The 19,798-nt window shown below is 65.0% G+C and carries 15 protein-coding genes and 1 tRNA gene; 9 read left to right on the plus strand and 7 right to left on the minus strand.

The window, feature by feature from the left end:
• Positions 1–89: 89 nt before the first annotated feature.
• From mobF to ATE70_RS06590, 3 genes are read right to left on the minus strand one after another with little or no spacing between them, the layout of a single operon-like run.
• Positions 90–3,020 carry a MobF family relaxase gene (mobF, locus tag ATE70_RS06580; protein WP_058537151.1) on the minus strand — a complete coding sequence of 977 codons (2,931 nt, stop codon included), beginning with the start codon at positions 3,018–3,020 and terminating at the stop codon, positions 90–92.
• Complete coding sequence (locus tag ATE70_RS06585; RefSeq protein WP_058537152.1) at positions 3,017–5,038, minus strand: type IV secretion system DNA-binding domain-containing protein; 2,022 nt, start codon at positions 5,036–5,038, stop codon at positions 3,017–3,019. The genes mobF and ATE70_RS06585 overlap by 4 nt, the downstream gene beginning before the upstream one ends.
• Positions 5,035–5,358 (minus strand): hypothetical protein, encoded by a 324-nt coding sequence (locus ATE70_RS06590; RefSeq protein WP_058537153.1) that lies wholly within the window; start codon positions 5,356–5,358, stop codon positions 5,035–5,037. Before ATE70_RS06590 ends, ATE70_RS06585 begins: the two co-directional genes overlap by 4 nt.
• 475 nt (positions 5,359–5,833) lie before the next feature.
• Here ATE70_RS06590 and ATE70_RS06595 point away from each other — a divergent pair, with 475 nt between their 5' ends.
• Positions 5,834–6,079 (plus strand): hypothetical protein, encoded by a 246-nt coding sequence (locus ATE70_RS06595; protein WP_058537154.1) that lies wholly within the window; start codon positions 5,834–5,836, stop codon positions 6,077–6,079.
• Positions 6,080–6,274: 195 nt separating this feature from the next.
• Here ATE70_RS06595 and ATE70_RS06600 read toward each other — a convergent pair whose 3' ends face one another.
• Together ATE70_RS06600 and ATE70_RS06605 are read right to left on the minus strand one after the other, a co-directional pair.
• Positions 6,275–6,478, minus strand: a complete 204-nt coding sequence (locus tag ATE70_RS06600; RefSeq protein WP_058537155.1) for a hypothetical protein — start codon at positions 6,476–6,478, stop codon at positions 6,275–6,277.
• Positions 6,479–6,507: 29 nt separating this feature from the next.
• A complete protein-coding gene (locus ATE70_RS06605; protein ID WP_058537156.1) occupies positions 6,508–6,969 on the minus strand; it encodes an RNA polymerase sigma factor in 462 nt (153 codons plus the stop codon).
• Between the two features lie 250 nt (positions 6,970–7,219).
• Between ATE70_RS06605 and ATE70_RS06610 the strand changes: the two genes are divergently transcribed.
• A complete protein-coding gene (locus ATE70_RS06610; RefSeq protein ID WP_058537157.1) occupies positions 7,220–7,420 on the plus strand; it encodes a helix-turn-helix domain-containing protein in 201 nt (66 codons plus the stop codon).
• On the opposite strand, the gene ATE70_RS06615 is transcribed toward ATE70_RS06610, so the two are convergent.
• Positions 7,417–8,652 carry a tyrosine-type recombinase/integrase gene (locus tag ATE70_RS06615; protein WP_058537158.1) on the minus strand — a complete coding sequence of 412 codons (1,236 nt, stop codon included), beginning with the start codon at positions 8,650–8,652 and terminating at the stop codon, positions 7,417–7,419. The genes ATE70_RS06610 and ATE70_RS06615 overlap by 4 nt on opposite strands.
• Positions 8,653–8,826: 174 nt before the next feature.
• Positions 8,827–8,913 (minus strand) — tRNA-Leu (locus ATE70_RS06620).
• Between the two features lie 201 nt (positions 8,914–9,114).
• On the opposite strand from ATE70_RS06620, the gene ATE70_RS06625 reads away from it, so the two are divergent.
• From ATE70_RS06625 to ATE70_RS06655, 7 genes are all read left to right on the plus strand, one after another.
• Complete coding sequence (locus tag ATE70_RS06625) at positions 9,115–10,053, plus strand: complex I NDUFA9 subunit family protein (RefSeq protein ID WP_058537159.1); 939 nt, start codon at positions 9,115–9,117, stop codon at positions 10,051–10,053.
• The gene (locus ATE70_RS06630; RefSeq protein ID WP_058537160.1) at positions 10,053–10,853 is read left to right on the plus strand and encodes an undecaprenyl-diphosphate phosphatase; all 801 of its coding nucleotides are present in this window, start codon (positions 10,053–10,055) and stop codon (positions 10,851–10,853) included. Before ATE70_RS06625 ends, ATE70_RS06630 begins: the two co-directional genes overlap by 1 nt.
• 158 nt (positions 10,854–11,011) lie before the next feature.
• Complete coding sequence (locus ATE70_RS06635) at positions 11,012–12,454, plus strand: NAD(P)-dependent oxidoreductase (RefSeq protein ID WP_058537161.1); 1,443 nt, start codon at positions 11,012–11,014, stop codon at positions 12,452–12,454.
• 19 nt (positions 12,455–12,473) lie between these two features.
• Positions 12,474–13,670, plus strand: coding sequence for a hypothetical protein (locus ATE70_RS06640; RefSeq protein WP_058537162.1), 1,197 nt, complete (start codon positions 12,474–12,476; stop codon positions 13,668–13,670).
• Between the two features lie 22 nt (positions 13,671–13,692).
• The gene (gene gltB / locus ATE70_RS06645) at positions 13,693–18,222 is read left to right on the plus strand and encodes a glutamate synthase large subunit (RefSeq protein WP_058537163.1); all 4,530 of its coding nucleotides are present in this window, start codon (positions 13,693–13,695) and stop codon (positions 18,220–18,222) included.
• 201 nt (positions 18,223–18,423) lie between these two features.
• Positions 18,424–18,849, plus strand: coding sequence for a hypothetical protein (locus ATE70_RS06650; RefSeq protein ID WP_058537164.1), 426 nt, complete (start codon positions 18,424–18,426; stop codon positions 18,847–18,849).
• A 77-nt stretch (positions 18,850–18,926) separates the two neighbouring features.
• On the plus strand, positions 18,927–19,598 hold the full coding sequence (locus tag ATE70_RS06655; RefSeq protein WP_058537165.1) for a glutathione S-transferase family protein: 672 nt from the start codon (positions 18,927–18,929) through the stop codon (positions 19,596–19,598).
• Positions 19,599–19,798 lie beyond the last annotated feature (200 nt).

The following is a 19,798-nucleotide window of genomic DNA, read 5'->3' on the forward strand; positions in this document are numbered from 1 at the left end:
GTATCCGCGCGCAGCACCTGGTCGCACGGCTGTTGCGAGCCATGCGATTGCGGCCGTAGTCGCGTCAGTCACGACAAGCACCTGGCCGTTCATCGGTCATGTCCTCGGGAGGGTTCGCGCGATGGCGACGGCGTTTTCTCAGGCTCAGCCGGTGGGCGGTCCGCGAGCACCCCGCGGAGATAGCCGTCGAAACGGTCGGCGATCTTATGGGCGCGTCCCGCCAGCCGCTCGGCTAGGCTCGCTGGCCGGAGTATCTCTTCCCACCCTCGCTCGCGTGCAGCGCGTTGCTCGGCGCGTTCAACGCGGCGGCGCATCATCTCGTCACGCGCGCCGTCGAGCCGGATGCCGTGCCGCTCGCTGCACGCCTTCTGACTGTCGCGCAGAAGTCGCCCGAGGCCTTCTAGGGCTGACGTCTTTTCGCCGGACCGAAGGGCTAGTTTCTCGGCGAGACGTTCGGGGTCTTCGGTCCAAAGCTTCACCCCGAACCGAGCGCGGGTGATGGCGGTATAAAAATTGTGACCATTGACGAGACCCGAGTTCACCGGCGCGAGCACATAGACGCGGTCATAGGTCTTCGACTGCGACGAATAGACGGTTTCGGCATAGCCATGGTCCCAAGTCTTGTGGGCCGACAGGTCGATGGTCTGCGCCTCTGCCTTGCGATCCCACCGGATCGTCGCGAGGTTACCGTCGATCCGCTCGACCGTCCCGCGCTCAGCATTCTTGAGGTCGAGCTCCTTCGCCGCGAGGCGCCACTGGATGCGGTCGCCGACCGCAAGGTCGCGCGTGTCGGCGACGAACACATTGACCTGGGCGGCGCGGCCCGTGCGCGGATTCCAGCGGATGGTGCGGCCATTCTCGTCGACCAGCCGGACAAGCTGCCGACCCCGGGCATCGCGTTCGATCCCGTCGACGCGATATTCGGCACCGCGCGAGATACCGAGACCCGCATCATCGCGCGCGAAGGTCACCACCTGCCCGCCCGAATAGAAGCGCGCGAACCGCTTTTCCTGATCGGTCATGCCCGACGGGGCGAGCATCTGGAGGCGCGTATCCTCGGCCGCGACGACACCTTCTTTCCGCAGGGCCTCGCGAATGCGCGTGTTGACGATCAGTCGGGTCGCGTTGTCGAGGACGAGGATGTTCGTCTTTGCCCTGCTTTCGGGTTTGAGGCGTGTCCATTCGGCGACCAAATTCTTCGCAAGCTCGGCCCCGCCCTCCCCGCTTACCACCTTGTCGAGATGGCTAAGCGAACGGGCATAGTCGCCGGCGCGCGCCGCGGCGACGGCATCCTTCATCGTCCGGGTTTGCTGGCGTACGGCCTGGAGAAGCTCGCTCGTTGGGAGGCCGAGCTGCTGCATCAGCCAGAAGGCCTTGCCCTGTTCGATCGCGCCGGTCTGCTTGTTGTCGCCGAGGAGGATAATCCGGGCGCCGGTGTCATGGCTGATCTGGAGCAGGCGCAGCGCCTGGCGATTCCCGAGCTGGCCCGCCTCGTCGACGACGAGCACATGACGACCGTCGATGTCATGGCCGCCACCGGCGAGCAGCATCGCGACGGTCCGGGAATCGATGGCGGCATCCTGACCGAGCTTCGCCGCGGCGGACGAGGTCGGTGCGAGCCCGATGAAGGTCCAGCTGGCGCCTGCGGCGTCCTTCAGTTCCCTGACGAGCGTCGATTTGCCCGAGCCCGCCACGCCGTGGACACCGACGATGCGGTCGCGCGACAAGGCGAGTTCGGATAGCACGCGGCGCTGATCGTCGTTGAGGATCGAGCCATCTAGCGCAGCGCCAATGCGATCGCGGTCCGCGAGCGGCACCGCATCGTCCAGACTGAGCGAGAGATGGGTCGAAAGCGCGATCTCGAGCCGCGCAGTGCGGACCGAGGTTCGACCGCGGGTCAGGACCGCATCGCCGGTTTGATTCCGCGTCTTCAGCAGCTTGCGCCGTTCCTCATGCTGCGCGAGCAGTGGCAACACGTCGCCGAGACGCACCTCGCCGACGTGCGACGCGAGTCCCGTACGCAGAAGGCGTCCGAGATTGTTGACCGCCTCGCGGGTCTCGGATTGGCGAAGTCCGAACAGCGTCGCGCGCCGCGCGACTGCAAGGTCGGCGGAATGCTCGCGCTCCCCTCGTTCATCCGCAGCCTGGCGCAGCGCGTCCAGCTCTGGTGCCTGCGAGTGCGCGCGGGCGTTCCACTGCGCGTGCAGCGCTTCAAGACCGACCTTCTGCTTGGCCGGGCGGGTTTGATAGAAGGCCGCCGTCCGCGCCGCCTGGCCTTCGAGCCCATGCTCCTTCGCATGGGCATTGATCTGCTCCGCCCGCTGCGACATCTCGGTGATGAGATCAGGCGGCACGCCCCTGATCTCGAACAGGCCCCTGCGCGGATCGAAGTCGATCGCATAGCCGAGGTCCCGAAGCCGATACGCGAGCTCGTTCCGGTAGATTTGTCCCGCGGTCATCTGTTCGGCGAACATCGCGCGCGTCTCGAGGCTGACCATCTGCGCATCGTCTCTGCAGTTCGTCATATTGAGGACCACGACATGGGTATGGAGATGCGGGTCGAGTTCGCGCGAGGCATGTTCCGTGAAGCGCGCGAACAGCAGCCGCCCGGTCGTCTCGTGCGTGACCTTGCCGTCCATCCGGCGGCGAAGCTCGGCATGCTCCTCGAGCCAGCCGAGCGCCGTGCCGACGGCGCGTTCGTGCGCGGCGATGATACGCTCGTCGCCCGCGACCAGCGCCATGATCGATATCGACTTGGGGGCATTGACCGCGAAGTCCCAGCCGGGGTGATGCTGGATTTCGCCGTCCTCGCGGTGGCGACCGAGCTGCTGCTCACCGACCTTGCCTGCGAGCAGCCTCTGTAATGTCTTGCGGTCGACCGCACCCTCGAGCCCGAGGTCGGCGGCGATCTTGCCACCCCATTCCGAGTGCTCGTCACCGCCCTTGGTGTAATAATCGCCTATCGCATAATAGCGCGCGATATTGCCGGGCTTGCCGTAGAGGCGGACCGGATGGATCATGCCGGCTTCGCCGGTCTGCGGCGACCGCCCGGGCGGCCATGCTGGCGGAGATTATGCGTCCAGGGCGGCGCGATGATTTCGAAGGCTGCCGGCGGCGATGCGGGCGGCGTGGCGCCCTGCCCTTCCGCACCCCTACTGCCCTTGTCGCCCGATTCCCGGCCCCGACCCGGCCCCGTCTGCAACTTGAGCGGCAGTTCTGGGTTCGCACTATTATCCACCTGCTTGCCGGACCGTTTTCGGGGCGCGACAGGTTTGTTCGTTTCCGCAGCCGGCGCTTCCTGCGGCGCGGCGAAACGGAGCGGTGGGCGGGTTCGCTCGATGAACGCGTCGCAGATCGAGGGCACCCTGTTATATTTGTCGGCGAAGCGGATCACCGGCAGATTGCGGCCGAATCGGAGATAGCCCGCGAGGTTCGGGAGGTTGGTGACCTCGGTGTGCATGACGAGCGGCCGCGTCACCTGGATGCGGCTGAGATTGACCCCGTCGCGCATGTCATTGACGCCGTAGCTCATCCCCTCATTGGCCTCGACCTGCTCGACCTGGCCGAGGTTCTTCGAGACATGCTCCGCCGTGTCGGTGTCGTTCGCCCGGAGCGCCACCCAGGTCGAGCAATAGCCGGTGATGGCGGCGGCATCCTCCTTGCCGTAAGTCGCCCGGAGCTGGGGATAGGACTGGAACCCCAATATGCCGCAACCGCCATATTTACGGGCGCGGGCGAGAAAATCCGATAGCGAGGGAAGCTTCTGCAGGCTGGGGAGTTCGTCGATCACGCAGTAGAGGCGGCGATCGCGATTGGGCTTCAGACTCATGATCGCGCTGATCGCAATGTCGAGCCACACGGTGATCAGGGGCCGAAGCGAAGGAAGCTGGTCGGCCTTGACCGTGATGAACAGCCAGCTGTCATCGCCCTCGGTGGTTACCCAGTCGCGGATCGAAAGCCCGTCCTCGGTATCGTCAAGATAGGCGAAGCTACGCATGACCGAAGCAAGTTCGGCCTGGACGCCCGCCGAGGTGCGCTCGCCCTCGGTCGAGATGAACGCCGCCGCATCGGTTCCCGCGGCGAAGGCCGAGAGCTCCTTGAGCGGGGAGCGCACGACGGTGCGCAGCAAGATCGACACATAGGTGCGCCCCTGCGCCGCGAGCTTGCGCAACACCGCGACCAGGGTGCCGCGCGCCGCCTTTGGCCAGAAGGGATCGCCATGCTTGTCGGGGATCGTCGATTCCGCAATCTGGTCGTAATGATAGTCCTTCGGGACATCGACCCAGGGCGACCAGACCGCGCTGCGTTCGTCGAGCGGATTGAGGAGAATGTCCTTCTTCTCCCGGTAGAATTTCTCGACGAAGGTCCCCGCGGTATCATAGACGATCGCACGCTTGCCCTTGGCGCGGATGCCTTCGAGCATCTTGACGATCATGTTGGTCTTGCCCGTTCCGGGGGCGCCGCAGATCAGAACATGCTCAGGCTCGAACGCGTGCGGGACATCGATGCCGCCGATCGTGAAGCTGCCCTTGTCCTCACCCCAGAGCGCCCGGCGCACCTGCCAGGCAGTCCCGAAACGGGCGCCGCGGATATATTCGTTGGAACCGAGCCCCCTGCCCATCCGGGTGAAATAGAACCAGGCGACGATGAGCGCCGCGAGGGCGAACAGGCCCGCCAACACAGCGCCGCCGATGAGATCGGCTTCGAGCTTCTTCAGCGCTTCCTTGGCGACCATAGATTCGAGCAGCCAGTCGGCCGAGGTCCAATATTCTTGCCCAGAGGGGGTTCGGAAGAGGACCGGGTCGTTGGTCCCCGGAGCAGCGTCTGCCTTGAAGCTGGCTTCTACGAGCTTCATCAACACGAAGCGCTGATACTCATCCGACTTCTCAAACGCATACCAAGCGGCGCCGATGACCCAGATGGCGAGCCCCGCAAGCACCGTCTGGAAGAAAACCTGGGTGGTCATGCGGACATTGTGGACGATCGCCTGGCCGCCCCGCGTCCAACTCCCAAGCGTGTCGTTGCGGAAGATGCTCATGCCCGCCTCCCTCCCCCCGCACCGGGGAGATCTTCAGCCGCAACCAGCCCCCGATCGAGGAGCAGGCGGCGCGTGTCCTCCATCCCTTTCGCGAGGCTCTCGGGCGCGCGGGCGCCGACATCGCTTGCAACGATCGCCAGCATCTGGATGACCGTCGAATGGAGTTCGTCGAAGCGGGCATGGAAGCCGAAGGGGTCGGCGCCATCGAGCTGCTCGAGCGCATCGCGGACATAGGTCGCGGTCGGCATGCCAGCGGAATCGGCATCGGCGACCAGCCGATCATAGAAGGCGTCGTCGAGACGTATGGTCAATCTTGCCACGGCAAGCTCCTGGGTTGGAGCTTCGGCAAGAGGACATGAAGCAGAGCTACTATAGCCGAGAGAGGGCTATTTTCCAATAGCTTAAGCTGGCTGTCGCGGCTGCCGGAAGATGCCAAGCCTTATCAGCGCCTTGGCGAGGCTGGTAGCCGGATGCTGCCGGTTCTGGCTGCCGCGGCCGCCAAGTGACGCCGACCGAGCCACCTTGGCAGGGCGGCTTCAAAGCGTTGTTTTACCGTGGAAACCCGAGCCGCAGCACCCGTGCGTAGGGTGCATTACAAACGCCAAAGGCGTGCGTCCGCCCCTCCGCAGCGACCCGTCGCTGCGATTGGCCTCGTGCCGGAAGGCGCGGGGCTCCCCGATAGGGGGCCTCTTCACTTGTCGGCGGCACGCCGACCATATCATTTGCCGTTTGCATCATGGGGGATCCCTTCATAGGAAAGCGGACGGTGGGCAGACCAAGTGAAGGAAACTGGTCATGCCCAAGAAGAGTGAACGCGAACGCCTTGCGGATCTCGAACTGCGTCAGAGCAAGGTCGCGGAAGAAGTGAAAAATGCCCGCCGCGCCCTGCGCGGCAGATATTCCCTGATCGTCATGGAGCTGCCCGTCGAGGGACTCACGGAACGCGAGTTTCGGGATGTCGTCGACCTTGCTATTCGCGCCGGTGGAACAGCGTCCATTGCGGCCCTCAAAGCCCTGCCGGGAATAGCCCCGAACAAATGAAGCCATCCCGAAGGGATGTCCCTGCGACGAGCACGGCGGAGCCGCGCACAGGAGGCCGGCGCCCCTGGGCGCCGCATCGCTGCCCGACGGAACCGGGCCTTGGCCCGGTCCCTTGAGGGCGGCGAAACAAAGCGCGACAAAAGAAAATGGGCGGGGCCACTCCGGGGGTGATCCCGGAACGGCCCCGCCCTTCGATCAGCTCGCCCAATGAGCCGGGCCATCGTAAAGTGATAGCAGCATGGGCTGAACGCCCACCGACCTCAGCACCCGCACGAGTTGTGACTGCACCCCCGTTCCTTCGGCGACGACCGCATCGACGGGCTGCAATCGCGCAATCTGTCCGTTGCGGACGAACCCTGCGCGCTTACGGGCGGGAAGGTGGGAGATGTCGGTGCGCATGGCAATCCTTCCTGCATGACCTGGGCACCTCAGGCAATGGGCGAGGCATCATTGTTCGGCTGGATATCGGGATATAGCGCCCGATCGAGAGCGACGAGTGCTGCGGCAAGTTCGCGGCGCACCGCATCCTCGGAAATAGCGAGCCGTGCCGCAATCGACGAATAATCGAGGCGATCGCGGCAGTGCAATGTGAACACCTCGCGAGCAAATAGCGGCAGTTCGGCGATGGCGACTGCGAGGCGTTCGGGATCGATCTCCAATGAAATTCGATCGGGGATGCTCAATTGCCCGTCATGCGCCCAGCTGTGCGAAGCAGCCCCCATGATTTCTGCTGGCGCGGTGCTGTCGACCTCGGCGCTGAGTATCGCCTGCACGCGCGCGATAAGATCGCGGCGTCGCCGTCGGCGGCCGAGGCCACCAACCAGTCTGGCATAGTCGATGAGTTGGTCGCGCAGATCGACGAGCAGCGCGTATAGATGGTTGGTTCCCATGTGATATATCCTTGGCTGGAGCCGAGGGTCCGGCGGCGCATTGCCCGCCTCCCTCAGCCCCGCCCATCCACCTCCCCTCCACCTATCTCGACTTGAGCGCTCGGCACGTCGATGCCTCCCGGCGGCAAGATCATGCCCTCATCGTTGATCGCGTGACGGAACCGAGAAAATATTGTCACGGTCGGATGCACAGATCGGAGCGGGGCTGAGTTCACGACCGCGAAGAAACCAGCGAACGAAGGCATGGTCGATGCCAGAACCCCCTCCCAACCAGCCAGAAGCGGTCGTGATCGAGCCATTGACGGTCCGGATTTCTACCGCGGTCCAACTCACCGGCATCAGCCGGTCCAGGATATATGAGCTGATAGAATCGGGCGACCTCGAGACCGTCAAGGTCGGCCGATCCACATTGATTCCCTATAAGAGCCTCAAGACGCTCACTCGGACCTAGCGCGCAGAGTGCCCGCTTTGGCGGAAGTCTGGCCGCAAAATCTGGGCGCCATCGCGCAACTGATCGAGATAGTCCGACCAATGCTGCATCATGCGAACCCGTTCGTCCCAATACTCGCCGCGCGTGTAGGCTCGGCGCACCTGGGACGCATCGAGATGCGCCAGTTGTTTCTCGATCGTGTCGGCATTCCAGATACCCATCTCATTGAGCAGCGTGGCGGCCATCGCCCGAAAGCCGTGGGCCGTCATCTCGTCACGGCTATATCCGAGTCGCCGCAGCGCCGCGTTCACCGTGTTTTCCGACATGCAGCGCTGGATCGTCCGAAACGAGGGAAAAAGATACCGCCCGTGACCGGTCAGCGCATGAAGCTCTTCCAGGATTTCGAGGACTTGTCGCGACAAGGGAACCCGGTGCGGCCGCCCCATCTTCATTTTCTCTGCCGGGATGGACCAAAGCGCCGCATCCACGTCGACCTCTGCCCATTCCGCCTTTCGCAATTCTCCGGGACGGACAAACACATGCGGCGATAGCCGAAGCGCGAGCGCGGTGATCTCATGTCCCGTATAGCCATCGATCGCGCGCAGAAGCTCTCCGGCCTCCTTGGCCGTCGTCACGGCTGCGTGATGTTTGACTTTCGGGGTCGTCAGCGCACCCCGAAGGTCTACGGCGACATCCCGATCAGTTCGAGCAGTTGCGATGGCGTAGCGGAACACCCTGCTGAGGACGCTCCGCATACGCCGCGCGCTCTCATAGCGCCCCGTAGCTTCCACCTTGCGGAGGACGGCCAAGGCTTCCTGAGGCGTGATATCGGCGATCGGCCGATTGCCGATCATGGGATAGGCGATGCCGAGCAGCCAGCGAATCTTGCGAAGCGTTGCGTGTGCCCTTTCCTCGCGCTCGTTCTTCGCGAACCATTCTTCGGCGATAGCCTTGAAACTATTATCGGCGGAAATCTTGCGCGTGATACGGACCACTCGCTTTTCCGCCGCGGGGTCGATCCCGGCGACGATCTTCTTGCGGGCCGCGTCGCGCAGCTCGCGCGCTGCGGCGAGGCTGACCTCGGGCCACGCTCCGAAATACAAGGTCTTCTGACGGCCGAGGTGGCGATAGTTCATTCGCCACAGTTTCGAGCCATTCGGCTGGACCGTGAGGTACAGCGCATCGGCGTCGGTCATCTTATAAGCCTTCGGCTGAGGCTTGGCGTTGGAAATCTGAACATAGCTGAGTGACATGATGGTTCTGCCTTCTGGGGGCTGCCCAGAACCATCAAAAAGACCATCAAAGCTGATGGTATGCTGATGGTCCTGGCTGGATCAGCCCGGATTCCATTCAGCGATTCTCAGCTAAAAAGCGTTGGAAAACCAGCCGCTTACTGGACGTTACCGGACGTTGCCGGAAAGGTCAAATGGTGCCCAGAAGAGGACTCGAACCTCCACGACCTTGCGATCGCCAGCACCTGAAGCTGGTGCGTCTACCAATTCCGCCATCTGGGCACGGGGTAGGAGCGGGCGCTTAGCGGCGCGTATGTCGGCTTGTCAACCGCATCGGACGAGCCGAGGTGCATTTTATCGCAAAGCCGTCGGTTTCGCGTCACAATGCCGTCCTCGCCCCTTGCTCCCCTCCCCGCTTCGCGGCATGGGGAAGGCCGTCGGCGCGCCACGCGCCATCCAGAGAATCGATCACAGGCGGACGACATGCAGAAACTCGACGGGCAATTGATCACGGTATTGGGGGGCGGCGGCTTCCTCGGCCGCTATGTCGTGCAGCGCCTGCTCGCGCGCGGCGCGCGTGTCCGCATCGCGCAGCGCGAGCCGCGCGCCGCGACCTTCCTGAAGCCGCTCGGCGGGCTCGGCCAGACGCAGTTCGTGGCATGCGATGTTCGCGATCCCGCCAGCGCCCTCCGCGCCGTGCAGGGCAGCGACGCCGTCATCAACCTCGTCGGCGCGTTCGGCGACATGCAGGCGGTGCAGGCCGACGGCGCGGGCCATGTTGCCGCGGCCGCCAAGGCTGCGGGCGCCGGCGCGCTGGTCCATGTTTCGGCGATCGGCGCCGATCCCGAAAGCGCCTCGGCGTACGGCCGCAGCAAGGGCGACGGCGAAGCGGCGGTTCGCGCGGGCTTCGCCGACGCCGCAATCCTGCGCCCGTCGATCCTGTTCGGCCGCGAGGACCATTTCATCAACCGCTTCGCGGGGATGATGCGCATGGCGCCGGTCGTTCCGGTTATCGCGCCGAATGCGAAGTTCCAGCCGGTCTATGTCGGCGACGTCGCCGATGCGGTGGTCGCGGCGCTGGGCGATGGCGCCACGGGCAAGACTTTCGAACTCGGCGGGCCACAGGTGCTGACGATGGGTGAGCTGCTGCGCTGGGTCGCCGATGCGACCGGCCGCTCGCCCTTGTTCGTCGACGTGCCCGATTTCGTCGCGTCGTCGCTCGCGAGCGGCTTCGGCTGGGCGCCCGGCGCGCCGATCACCAAGGATCAGTGGCTGATGCTCCAGCGTGACAATATCGTTGCCGAGGGCGCCGTGGGGCTGGCCGAGCTCGGCGTCACGCCGACCTCGCTCGCCTCGGTCACCGAGGGCTGGCTCGTCCAATATCGCCGCCATGGGCGTTTCGCCGCGGTCGCTTCGCGATAATGGGCATCTGGCTGACCGCAATCATCCTCGGCATCGTCGAGGGTTTGACCGAGTTTTTGCCCGTCTCCTCGACGGGCCACCTCATCCTCGCTACCGAATTGCTCGGCTACGACGCCGCGCGCTGGGCGATCTTCAACATCGCGATCCAGCCGGGGGCGATTCTTGCGATCGTCGTCCTGTACCGGAAACTGTTCTGGGAGATGTTCACCGGGTTTTTCCGGCGCGATCCGGTGGCGATCGCCTTTGTGCGTAACCTGCTGCTCGCCTTTTTCCCCGCAGTGATCCTCGGCCTCGCCTTTGGCGATTATATCGAGCTGCTGCTCGAAAATGCCGTCGTCGTCGCCTGGGCGCTGATCATCGGCGGCTTTGCCATCCTGCTCGTCGAGCGTTTCGCGAAGACGAAGGACGTCGGCGGCGTCGCGAATGTGTCGGCGCGGCAATCGATGCTCGTCGGGCTGGTCCAGTGCATCGCGATGATCCCGGGCGTCAGCCGCTCGGGCGCGACGATCCTCGGTGCGATGTCGTTCGGGGTCGACCGCAAGACCGCCGCCGAGTTCAGCTTCTTCCTCGCGCTCCCGACGCTGACCGGCGCAACCGTGCTCCAGCTGTTCAAGCATCGCGACGCGATCACGACCAACGACCTCAGCCTGATCGCGGTGGGCTCGCTCGTCTCGTTCGTCGTCGCCTGGGCGGTGATCAAGGCGTTCCTCGCGGTCGTCACGCGTTACGGCTTTGCCCCCTTCGCCTGGTATCGAATCATCGCGGGCGTCGCGGCGTTGATCTGGCTCGGCATGAGATAGGGCCGATACGGTATCAATTGACGAAAGATAATTGCGCGAACCCGTTTTGGGGAAAAATCACCTTCCTTTTAGGTTAGCAATACTGTCCTAACTCGCAATTTGGTCGTGACAGGCCAATTTCGCCCATGCAATTCGCCTCTCAACGAAGGGGATATTGCATGGCTTCCGATCGCATGCTCCAGTTTGTGGAGCGTGAACAATCCTATCCGGACAAGCGCTCCGCCGAAGAACGCGCGCGCGACTTTCGCGAGATCGCCGAGCGCTACGCCGCGCCCGACGCCGACGCACAGGCGGCGCGCTGCTCGCAGTGCGGCGTGCCCTATTGCTCGGTGCATTGCCCGCTCCACAATCATATTCCCGACTGGCTGCGCCTGACCGCCGAGGGGCGGCTGCGCGAAGCCTATGAGCTCAGCAACGCGACCTCGACGATGCCCGAGATCTGCGGCCGCATCTGCCCGCAGGATCGCCTGTGCGAAGGCAATTGCGTCATCGAATTTTCGGGCCATGGCGCGGTGACGATCGGCAGTGTCGAGAAATATATCACCGACACCGCCTGGGCCGAGGGCTGGGTCGAGCCGCTGCACGCGGGCGCCGCGACCGGCCAGTCGGTCGGCGTCATCGGCGCCGGGCCTGCGGGCCTCACTGCCGCCGAATATCTGCGCGCCGCGGGGCACGAGGTCCATGTCTATGATCGCCACGACCGCGCCGGCGGGCTGCTCACTTATGGCATCCCCGGCTTCAAGCTGGAGAAGGATGTCGTGATGCGCCGCATCGACCGGCTGGTCGAGGGCGGCATTCATTTCCACCTCGGCTTCGCGGTCGGCGAAGACGCGACGCTCGATGCGCTGCGCCAGAAGCATGACGCGATCCTGATCGCGACGGGCGTTTACAAGGCGCGCGAGATCAACGTGCCGGGCAATGCCGCCGACGGCGTGATCGCGGCGCTCGACTATCTGATCGCGTCGAACCGCAAGAGCTTTGGCGACGCGGTTCCGGCGTTCGATGACGGCCGCCTCGATGCGAAAGACAAGCATGTCGTCGTCATCGGCGGCGGCGACACCGCGATGGACTGCGTCCGCACAGCGGTGCGCCAGGGCGCGAAGTCGGTGAAATGCCTCTACCGCCGCGACCGCGAAAATATGCCGGGGTCGCAGCGCGAGGTCGCGAACGCCGAAGAAGAAGGCGTCGAATTCGTCTGGCTCTCGGCACCCGAAAGCTTCACCGCCGACAAGCATGTGAAAGAGGTCGCGGTTGCGGGCATGCGCCTCGGCGCGCCCGACGCGAGCGGGCGCCGCAGCCCCGAAGCCGACCCCGGCCGCAAGTTCGACGTGCCCGCCGACATGGTGATCAAGGCGCTGGGCTTCGACCCCGAAGAGCTGCCGCACCTGTTCGGCTCGCCCGACCTGTCGGTCACGCGCTGGGGCACTTTGCGCGTCGATCACCAGACGATGATGACCAGCCTGCCGGGCGTTTTCGCGGCGGGCGACATTGTGCGCGGTGCCAGCCTGGTCGTCTGGGGCATCCGCGACGGACGCGACGTCAGCGAACAGATGGCAAAGTGGTTGAAAGCCAAAGCGAAAAGCGAAAAGAAGGCGGCATGACCAACAGGGAAGGAAATATATGATGCCGTCGTTCCAATCGATCCTGCTTGCCGGTGCTGCCGCGATGCTGCCGCTGGGCGCATCCGCCCATGCCGCGCAGAAGGAAGCGCCGGTCGCCGAGGTCGTCGCGGCGCCCGTCGAGGATGAGACCGCCGCCCCGTACGACAGCGAAGCCGCTGCCGCCGAGGCCAAGGCGAAGATGCAGAAGGAAATGGACGAGGCGATCGCGCTCGTCGAAAAAATGTTCGACACGAGCAGCCTGCCGCCGATCGACCCCGCCCGCCTGACGCTCGCAGAGCAGACGACCGCCGCGCTGATCCCCGCCGGCAGCATCGAGAAGATGGTCGACAATCTCTACGGCAAGATGTTCAAGACGATCATGGGCGAGTTCGGCGGCCAGTCGGACCTGATGCTCTCGATCCAGACCGGCGTCGAAAGCGAACAGATCGCCAAGCTCGACGAAGCGACGAAGGCCAAGGTCGCCGACATGTTCGACCCGCACCGCAAGGAACGCGAAGACCAGATCACCAAGGTGATCAAGCCGCTGATCAGCGAAGTGCTGGGCGACATGGAACCGCCGATGCGGAGCGGCCTCGCCAAAGCCTATGCGCGCAAGTTCACCGGCGCGCAGCTCACCGACATCAACGGCTTCCTCGCGACGCCCACCGGCACACTCTACGCCAATGAATGGATGGCGCTGCAGGCCGATCCCGAGGTGATGCTCGCGGTGATCAAGGCGGTGCCGCCGCTGATCACCAAATTCATCGACCGCGCGCCCGAGCTCGAGAAGGATTTCAAGGATCTGCCGAAGGAAAAGCAGCTCTCCGACTTCGACGACAAGGAACTCGCCAAGCTTGCCAAGCTGATGAAGGTCGATGTGAAGCTGCTGAAGGAACAGCGCGACCAGTGGAACAGCGCGACCGACGATGCCGTCGAAGCGACCGAGGCGGTCGCGGTTGAAGCTGCCGACGATTATGCTGTCGATGCGGCTGCCGATGCTGCGGCTGCCGATGTGGCGACTGCAGCTGCCGCCGCCGAAGCCGTGGACGCTGCGGTCGTTGACCCCGCCTATGACCGCGGCAACTGGTCGGCCGCCGACCTGAAGCGCGTCGAGGAACTCGAAACCGCTTACGAAAACGCCTCGCTCGCCGCGCAGCAAGCCGCCGAGGAAGCGGAGGCGAATGCGAGCAAGCGTTCAAAACTGCCCAACAACTAGACACCTACCCGTCAGGACGACAATGATGACCCACTATCCCACCCCCGATCACGCGCGGCTCGAAGCCGAAGGCATGTATCGCCCCGACATGGAATCCGATGCCTGCGGCGTCGGCATGGTCGCGGCGACCGACGGCAAGCCGTCGCGCCGCGTCGTCGAGGCGGCGATCGAAGCCTTGCGTGCCGTGTGGCACCGCGGCGCGGTCGACGCCGACGGCAAGACCGGGGATGGGGCGGGCATCCATGTCGACCTGCCGGTCCGCTTCTTCGACGATGCGATCGCGGCGTCGGGGCACAAGGTGCGCCCGAACCGCCTCGCCGTCGGCATGGTCTTCCTGCCGCGCACCGATTTGGGCGCGCAGGAGGAATGCCGCACGATCGTCGAGGCCGAGATCATCGACGCGGGCTTCACCATCTACGGCTGGCGCCAGGTGCCCGTCGACGTGTCGGTGATCGGCGACAAGGCGCAGCGCACGCGCCCCGAGATCGAGCAGATCATGATCGCGGGCCCCCTGCCCGACGAACAGTCGATCGCCGAGTTCGAAAAGCAGCTCTATCTCGTCCGCCGCCGGATCGAGAAAAAGGTCATCGCGGCGCAGATCGCCGACTTCTATATCTGCAGCCTGTCGGCGCGCTCGATCATCTACAAGGGCCTGTTCCTCGCGGAAAGCCTTGCGGACTTCTTCCCCGACCTCACGAACAAGCTGTTCGAGAGCCGCGTCGCGATCTTCCACCAGCGCTATTCGACCAACACCTTCCCGCAATGGTGGCTGGCGCAGCCGTTCCGCTGCCTTGCGCATAATGGCGAGATCAACACGATCCGCGGCAACAAGAACTGGATGAAGAGCCACGAGATCAAGATGGCGAGCCTCGCGTTCGGCGAGCACAGCGAAGACATCAAGCCGGTGATCCCGGCGGGCGCGTCGGACACCGCCGCGCTCGACGCGGTGTTCGAGGCGCTGTGCCGCGCCGGCCGCGACGCGCCGACCGCGAAGCTGATCCTCGTTCCCGAGGCGTGGACGACCGAATGCGACGTCCCCGATAACCACCGCGCGATGTACTCCTACCTCGCCAGCGTGATGGAGCCGTGGGACGGCCCTGCCGCGCTCGCGATGACCGACGGCCGCTGGGCGGTCGCGGGCATGGACCGCAACGCGCTGCGCCCGCTGCGCTATACGCTCACCGCCGACAATCTGCTCGTCGTCGGCTCCGAAAGCGGCATGGTGCTGCTGCCCGAGGCGAGCATCCGCAAGAAGGGTCGCCTCGGCCCCGGCCAGATGATCGCGGTCGATCTCGACGACGGCACGCTCTACGAAGACCTCGCGATCAAGGACAAGATCGCCGACGCGCAGGATTATCGCTCGCGCGTCAAGGGTTTCCGCACGATGGCCGATCTGCCCAAGGGCGGTAAGGCGTCGCTGCCGCAATGGGACCGGAGCGAACTGCTGCGCCGTCAGGTCGCCGCGGGGCTGACCATGGAGGATATGGAGCTGATCCTCTCGCCGATGGTCGAGGACGCCAAGGAAGCGATCGGCTCGATGGGCGACGATACGCCGCTCGCGGTCATCTCCGACAAGCCGCGCCACGTCGCGCAATTCTTCCGCCAGAATTTCAGCCAGGTCACCAACCCGCCGATCGACAGCTTGCGCGAACGGCATGTGATGAGCCTGAAGACGCGCTTTGCCAACCTCGCGAACATCCTCGACGAGAAAGGCCAGAGCGACCACGTCCTCGTGATCGACAGCCCCGTGCTCGTCGGCGACGACTGGGATCGCCTCCGCGCCTATTTCGGCGATGCGGTCGCCGACATCGACTGCACCTTCGCCGCGGGCGGCGATGCGTCGACGCTGCGCGAGGCGATCGCGCGCGTCCGCCGCGAGGCCGAGGATGCGGTGCGTGCGGGACGCTCCGAACTGTTCCTGAGCGACCAGTCGATCGGCGAAGGCCGCGTCGGCATGGCGATGGTCCTCGCCGCCGCCGCCGTCCACACGCATCTCGTCCGCAAGGGACTGCGAAGCTACGCCTCGATCAACGTCCGTTCGGCCGAGGTTCTGGACACCCACGCCTTCGCGGTGCTCGTCGGCGTCGGCGCGACGACCGTCCACGCCTATCTGACCGAAGCGGCGATCGCCGACCGTCAGGCGCGCGGGCTGTTCGGCGAACTGAGCCTCGACGACTGCCGCCTGCGTTTCCGCAAGGCGATCGACGACGGGCTGCTCAAGATCCTCGCCAAAATGGGGATCGCGGTGATCTCCTCCTATCGCGGCGGCTATAATTTCGAGGCGGTCGGCCTGTCGCGCGCGCTCGTCAACGACCTGTTCCCCGGCATGCCGGCAAAGATCTCGGGCGAAGGTTATCAGTCGCTCTTCATCAACGCGACCGACAAGCATAGCGCGGCGTTCGACAAGCGCGTCACCACGCTGCCGATCGGCGGCTTTTACCGCCAGCGCGCGGGCGGCGAGGCGCACGCCTATTCGGCGCAGCTGATGCATTTGCTCCAGACCGCGGTCGCGACCGACAGCTATTCGACCTATCTGCAATTCGCGCGCGGGGTCGCCGACCTGCCGCCGATCTATCTGCGCGACCTGATGGAGTTCAACTATCCGGCGCAAGGCGTCGCGCTCGACAGCGTCGAGGCGATCACCGAGATCCGCAAGCGCTTCGTCACCCCCGGCATGTCCTTGGGTGCACTCTCGCCCGAGGCGCATGAGACGCTGGCGATCGCGATGAACCGCATCGGCGCGAAAGCGGTGTCGGGCGAAGGCGGCGAAGCGAGCGAACGCTATCGCCCCTATGCGAACGGCGACAACGCCAACAGCAATATCAAGCAGATCGCGAGCGGCCGTTTCGGCGTGACCGCCGAATATCTCGGCGCGTGCGACGAGATCGAGATCAAGGTCGCACAAGGCGCCAAGCCCGGCGAAGGCGGCCAGCTTCCGGGCTTCAAGGTCACCGAATTCATCGCGCGCCTGCGCCATGCGACGCCGGGTGTGACATTGATCAGCCCGCCGCCGCACCACGACATCTATTCGATCGAGGATCTGGCGCAGCTCATCTATGACCTGAAGCAGATCAACCCCAAGGCGCGCGTCTGCGTCAAGCTCGTCAGCTCGGCGGGCATCGGCACCGTCGCGGCGGGCGTCGCCAAGGCGCACGCCGACGTCATCCTCGTCGCCGGCAACACCGGCGGCACCGGCGCCTCGCCGCAAACCAGCGTCAAATACGCCGGCACGCCGTGGGAAATGGGCCTGTCCGAAGTCAATCAGGTCCTCACCCTCAACGGCCTGCGCCACCGCATCCGCCTCCGCACCGACGGCGGGCTCAAGACCGGGCGCGATATCGTGATCGCCGCCATCTTGGGCGCCGAGGAATATGGCATCGGGACGCTCAGCCTCGTCGCGATGGGCTGCATCATGGTGCGCCAGTGCCATTCGAACACCTGCCCCGTCGGCGTCTGCACGCAGGACGAGAAGCTGCGCCAGAAGTTCACCGGCTCGCCCGAGAAGGTCATCAACCTGATGACCTTCATCGCCGAGGAAGTCCGCGAAATCCTCGCGAAGCTCGGCTGTCGCAGCCTCGACGAGGTGATCGGCCGCACCGAATTGCTGCGTCAGGTCAGCCGCGGCGCCGAACATCTCGACGACCTCGACCTGAACCCGATCCTCGCCAAGGTCGACGCCCCCGACGATCAGCGCCGTTCGCAAGGCCCGAGCTTCCGCAACCCGGTGCCCGACAGCCTCGACGCGCAGATCCTCAATGACGCGAAGCCCCTGTTCGAGCGTGGCGAGCGCATGCAGCTCACCTACAACGTCCGCAACACGCACCGCGCCGTCGGCACGCGACTATCGGCCGAGGTCACCGCGCGCTTCGGAATGAAGGGACTCGCCGACAATCATGTGCAGGTGCGCCTGCGCGGCACCGCGGGCCAGTCCTTGGGCGCTTTCCTGTGCCAGGGCATCACGCTCGAAGTGTTCGGCGACGCGAACGACTATGTCGGCAAGGGCCTGTCGGGCGGCCGCATCGTCGTGCGCCCGACGGTGTCGAGCCCGCTCGTCAGCCAGCATAACAGCATCATCGGCAACACCGTGCTTTATGGCGCGACCGCGGGCACCCTGCTCGCGGCGGGTCAGGCGGGCGAGCGCTTTGCGGTCCGTAATTCGGGGGCGAAGGTCGTCGTCGAGGGCTGCGGCGCCAATGGCTGCGAATATATGACCGGCGGCACCGCGGTGATCCTCGGCCCCGTCGGGTCGAACTTCGGCGCGGGCATGACCGGCGGTATGGCGTTCATCCTCGACACCGACGGCCAGTTCGAACGCCGCGCCAACGCCGAATCGATCGTTTGGCAACGGATCGACAGCGCGCATTGGGAAGGCGTGCTGAAGGAACTTGTCGAGGACCACGCCAAGGCCACCGGCAGCAAATGGTCGAGCGAAGTCCTCGCCGACTGGGAGCGCTGGCAGGGCCAGTTCTGGCAGGTTTGCCCGAAGGAAATGCTGACCCGCCTCGCGCATCCGCTGAGCGAGACGCAAGCCGAGGTGGTGGCGGCGGAGTAATATCCGTCGCCCCCGCGAAGGCGGGGGCCGCCATCGGCCTAGCGCTATGTTGCCAGCGGCCCCCGCCTTCGCGGGGGCGACGGCTAGTCGCGTCATCGCATCAGCCTGTCGCACGCGTCAAACGCGTTCACCGCAGCGAAAGCGTCGCTTCCCTATAAACGCCGCTTTGCTGAACCTGACGTCCTTCGAAAGGATGGAGCCATGAACCGTTTCGCGCTGATCGCCCTCCCCCTGCTCGCGCTTGCCGCGCCGCTGCCGGCGGCCGCCAATGAAATGCAGGGCGCCGTTGCGACGCTCAACGACCCCGTGACGCAGGACCGGATGGCCGACACGATCACGGCGATGGTGGGCGCGCTGATGCAAATGCAGGTCGGCCCGCTCGCGAAAGCCGTGGCGCAGATCGACCCCGAATCCGACGCCGCCTATATCCCGCCCGATGCCACGCTCGGCGAGGTGACCGGCCGCGACCCCGAATATGCCGAGCGCATGGGCGCCGACGTCCGCGCCGGAACGCGCATGGCAGGCCACGCCGCCTCGGCGCTCGCGGCTTATGCGCCGGTGCTCAAGGACATGGCGCGCGACTTTGCTGCGCAGTGGGAACGCGAGCGCGAAGCCTCGCGCCGCTGACGCTTAATCCACAATCGCTGGGCCGGCGCGCGCCATAGGCGTTGCGCGCGGCGCCCCGCTGCCGCTATGCCAGATGCATGTGGCAACTCTATCAATTCCCGCTCTGTCCCTTTTCGCGCAAGGTTCGCCTTTTGCTGGGCGAAAAGGGCGTCGGTTATGAATTGGTGCGCGAATCGCCGTGGGAGCGCCGCGACGAGTTCATCGATCTGAACCCGGCGGGGCGCACCCCGGTGATGGTCGATCAGGCGCGCGGCCAGGTGCTGATGGACAGCATGGCGATCGCCGAATATTTCGAGGAAACCGTCGAAGGCAAGGCGATGATCAACGGCACCGCGGCGAACCGCGCCGAGATCCGCCGGCTGACGTCGTGGTTCGATCACGACTTCTATTATGAAGTCACCGGCCCCCTGCTGTTCGAACGCATGCAAAAGCGCATCGTCCACCGCCAGCCGCCCGACGGCGGCGCGCTGCGCGAGGCGATGAAGGCGGCGAACAACCATCTCGATTATGTCGATTATCTGATCGACCACCGTACCTGGCTCGCGGGCGCGACGATGAGCCTCGCCGACCTGACGGCGGCGGCGCATATCTCGGTCGCCGATTATCTTGGCGGGATCGACTGGACGGGGCACGAGCAGACGAAGGGCTGGTATTCGGGGCTGAAATCGCGCCCGAGCTTTCGCCCGCTACTGGCAGAGCGGATGGAGATCGTAACGCCGCCGAAATATTATGAGGATGTGGATTTTTAAATCCGCAGCTGCCCCCCTTTCTCTAACCCACATCCTGAACGACCGGGTAATGGCGGGTGCAGTCGGCGCCACCCGACTGGACAGTAAGCAGCCATTGGCACGCCCCCGCACCCAATGACCCTCCGGAGCTATGGCAAATCCGCCGTGTCGTTCTGCGTACCGAATTGACGCAACAAAGATCGTTACACCATTGGCACCAA

Source organism: Sphingopyxis sp. H053, assembly GCF_001468225.1.
Lineage (GTDB): Bacteria > Pseudomonadota > Alphaproteobacteria > Sphingomonadales > Sphingomonadaceae > Sphingopyxis.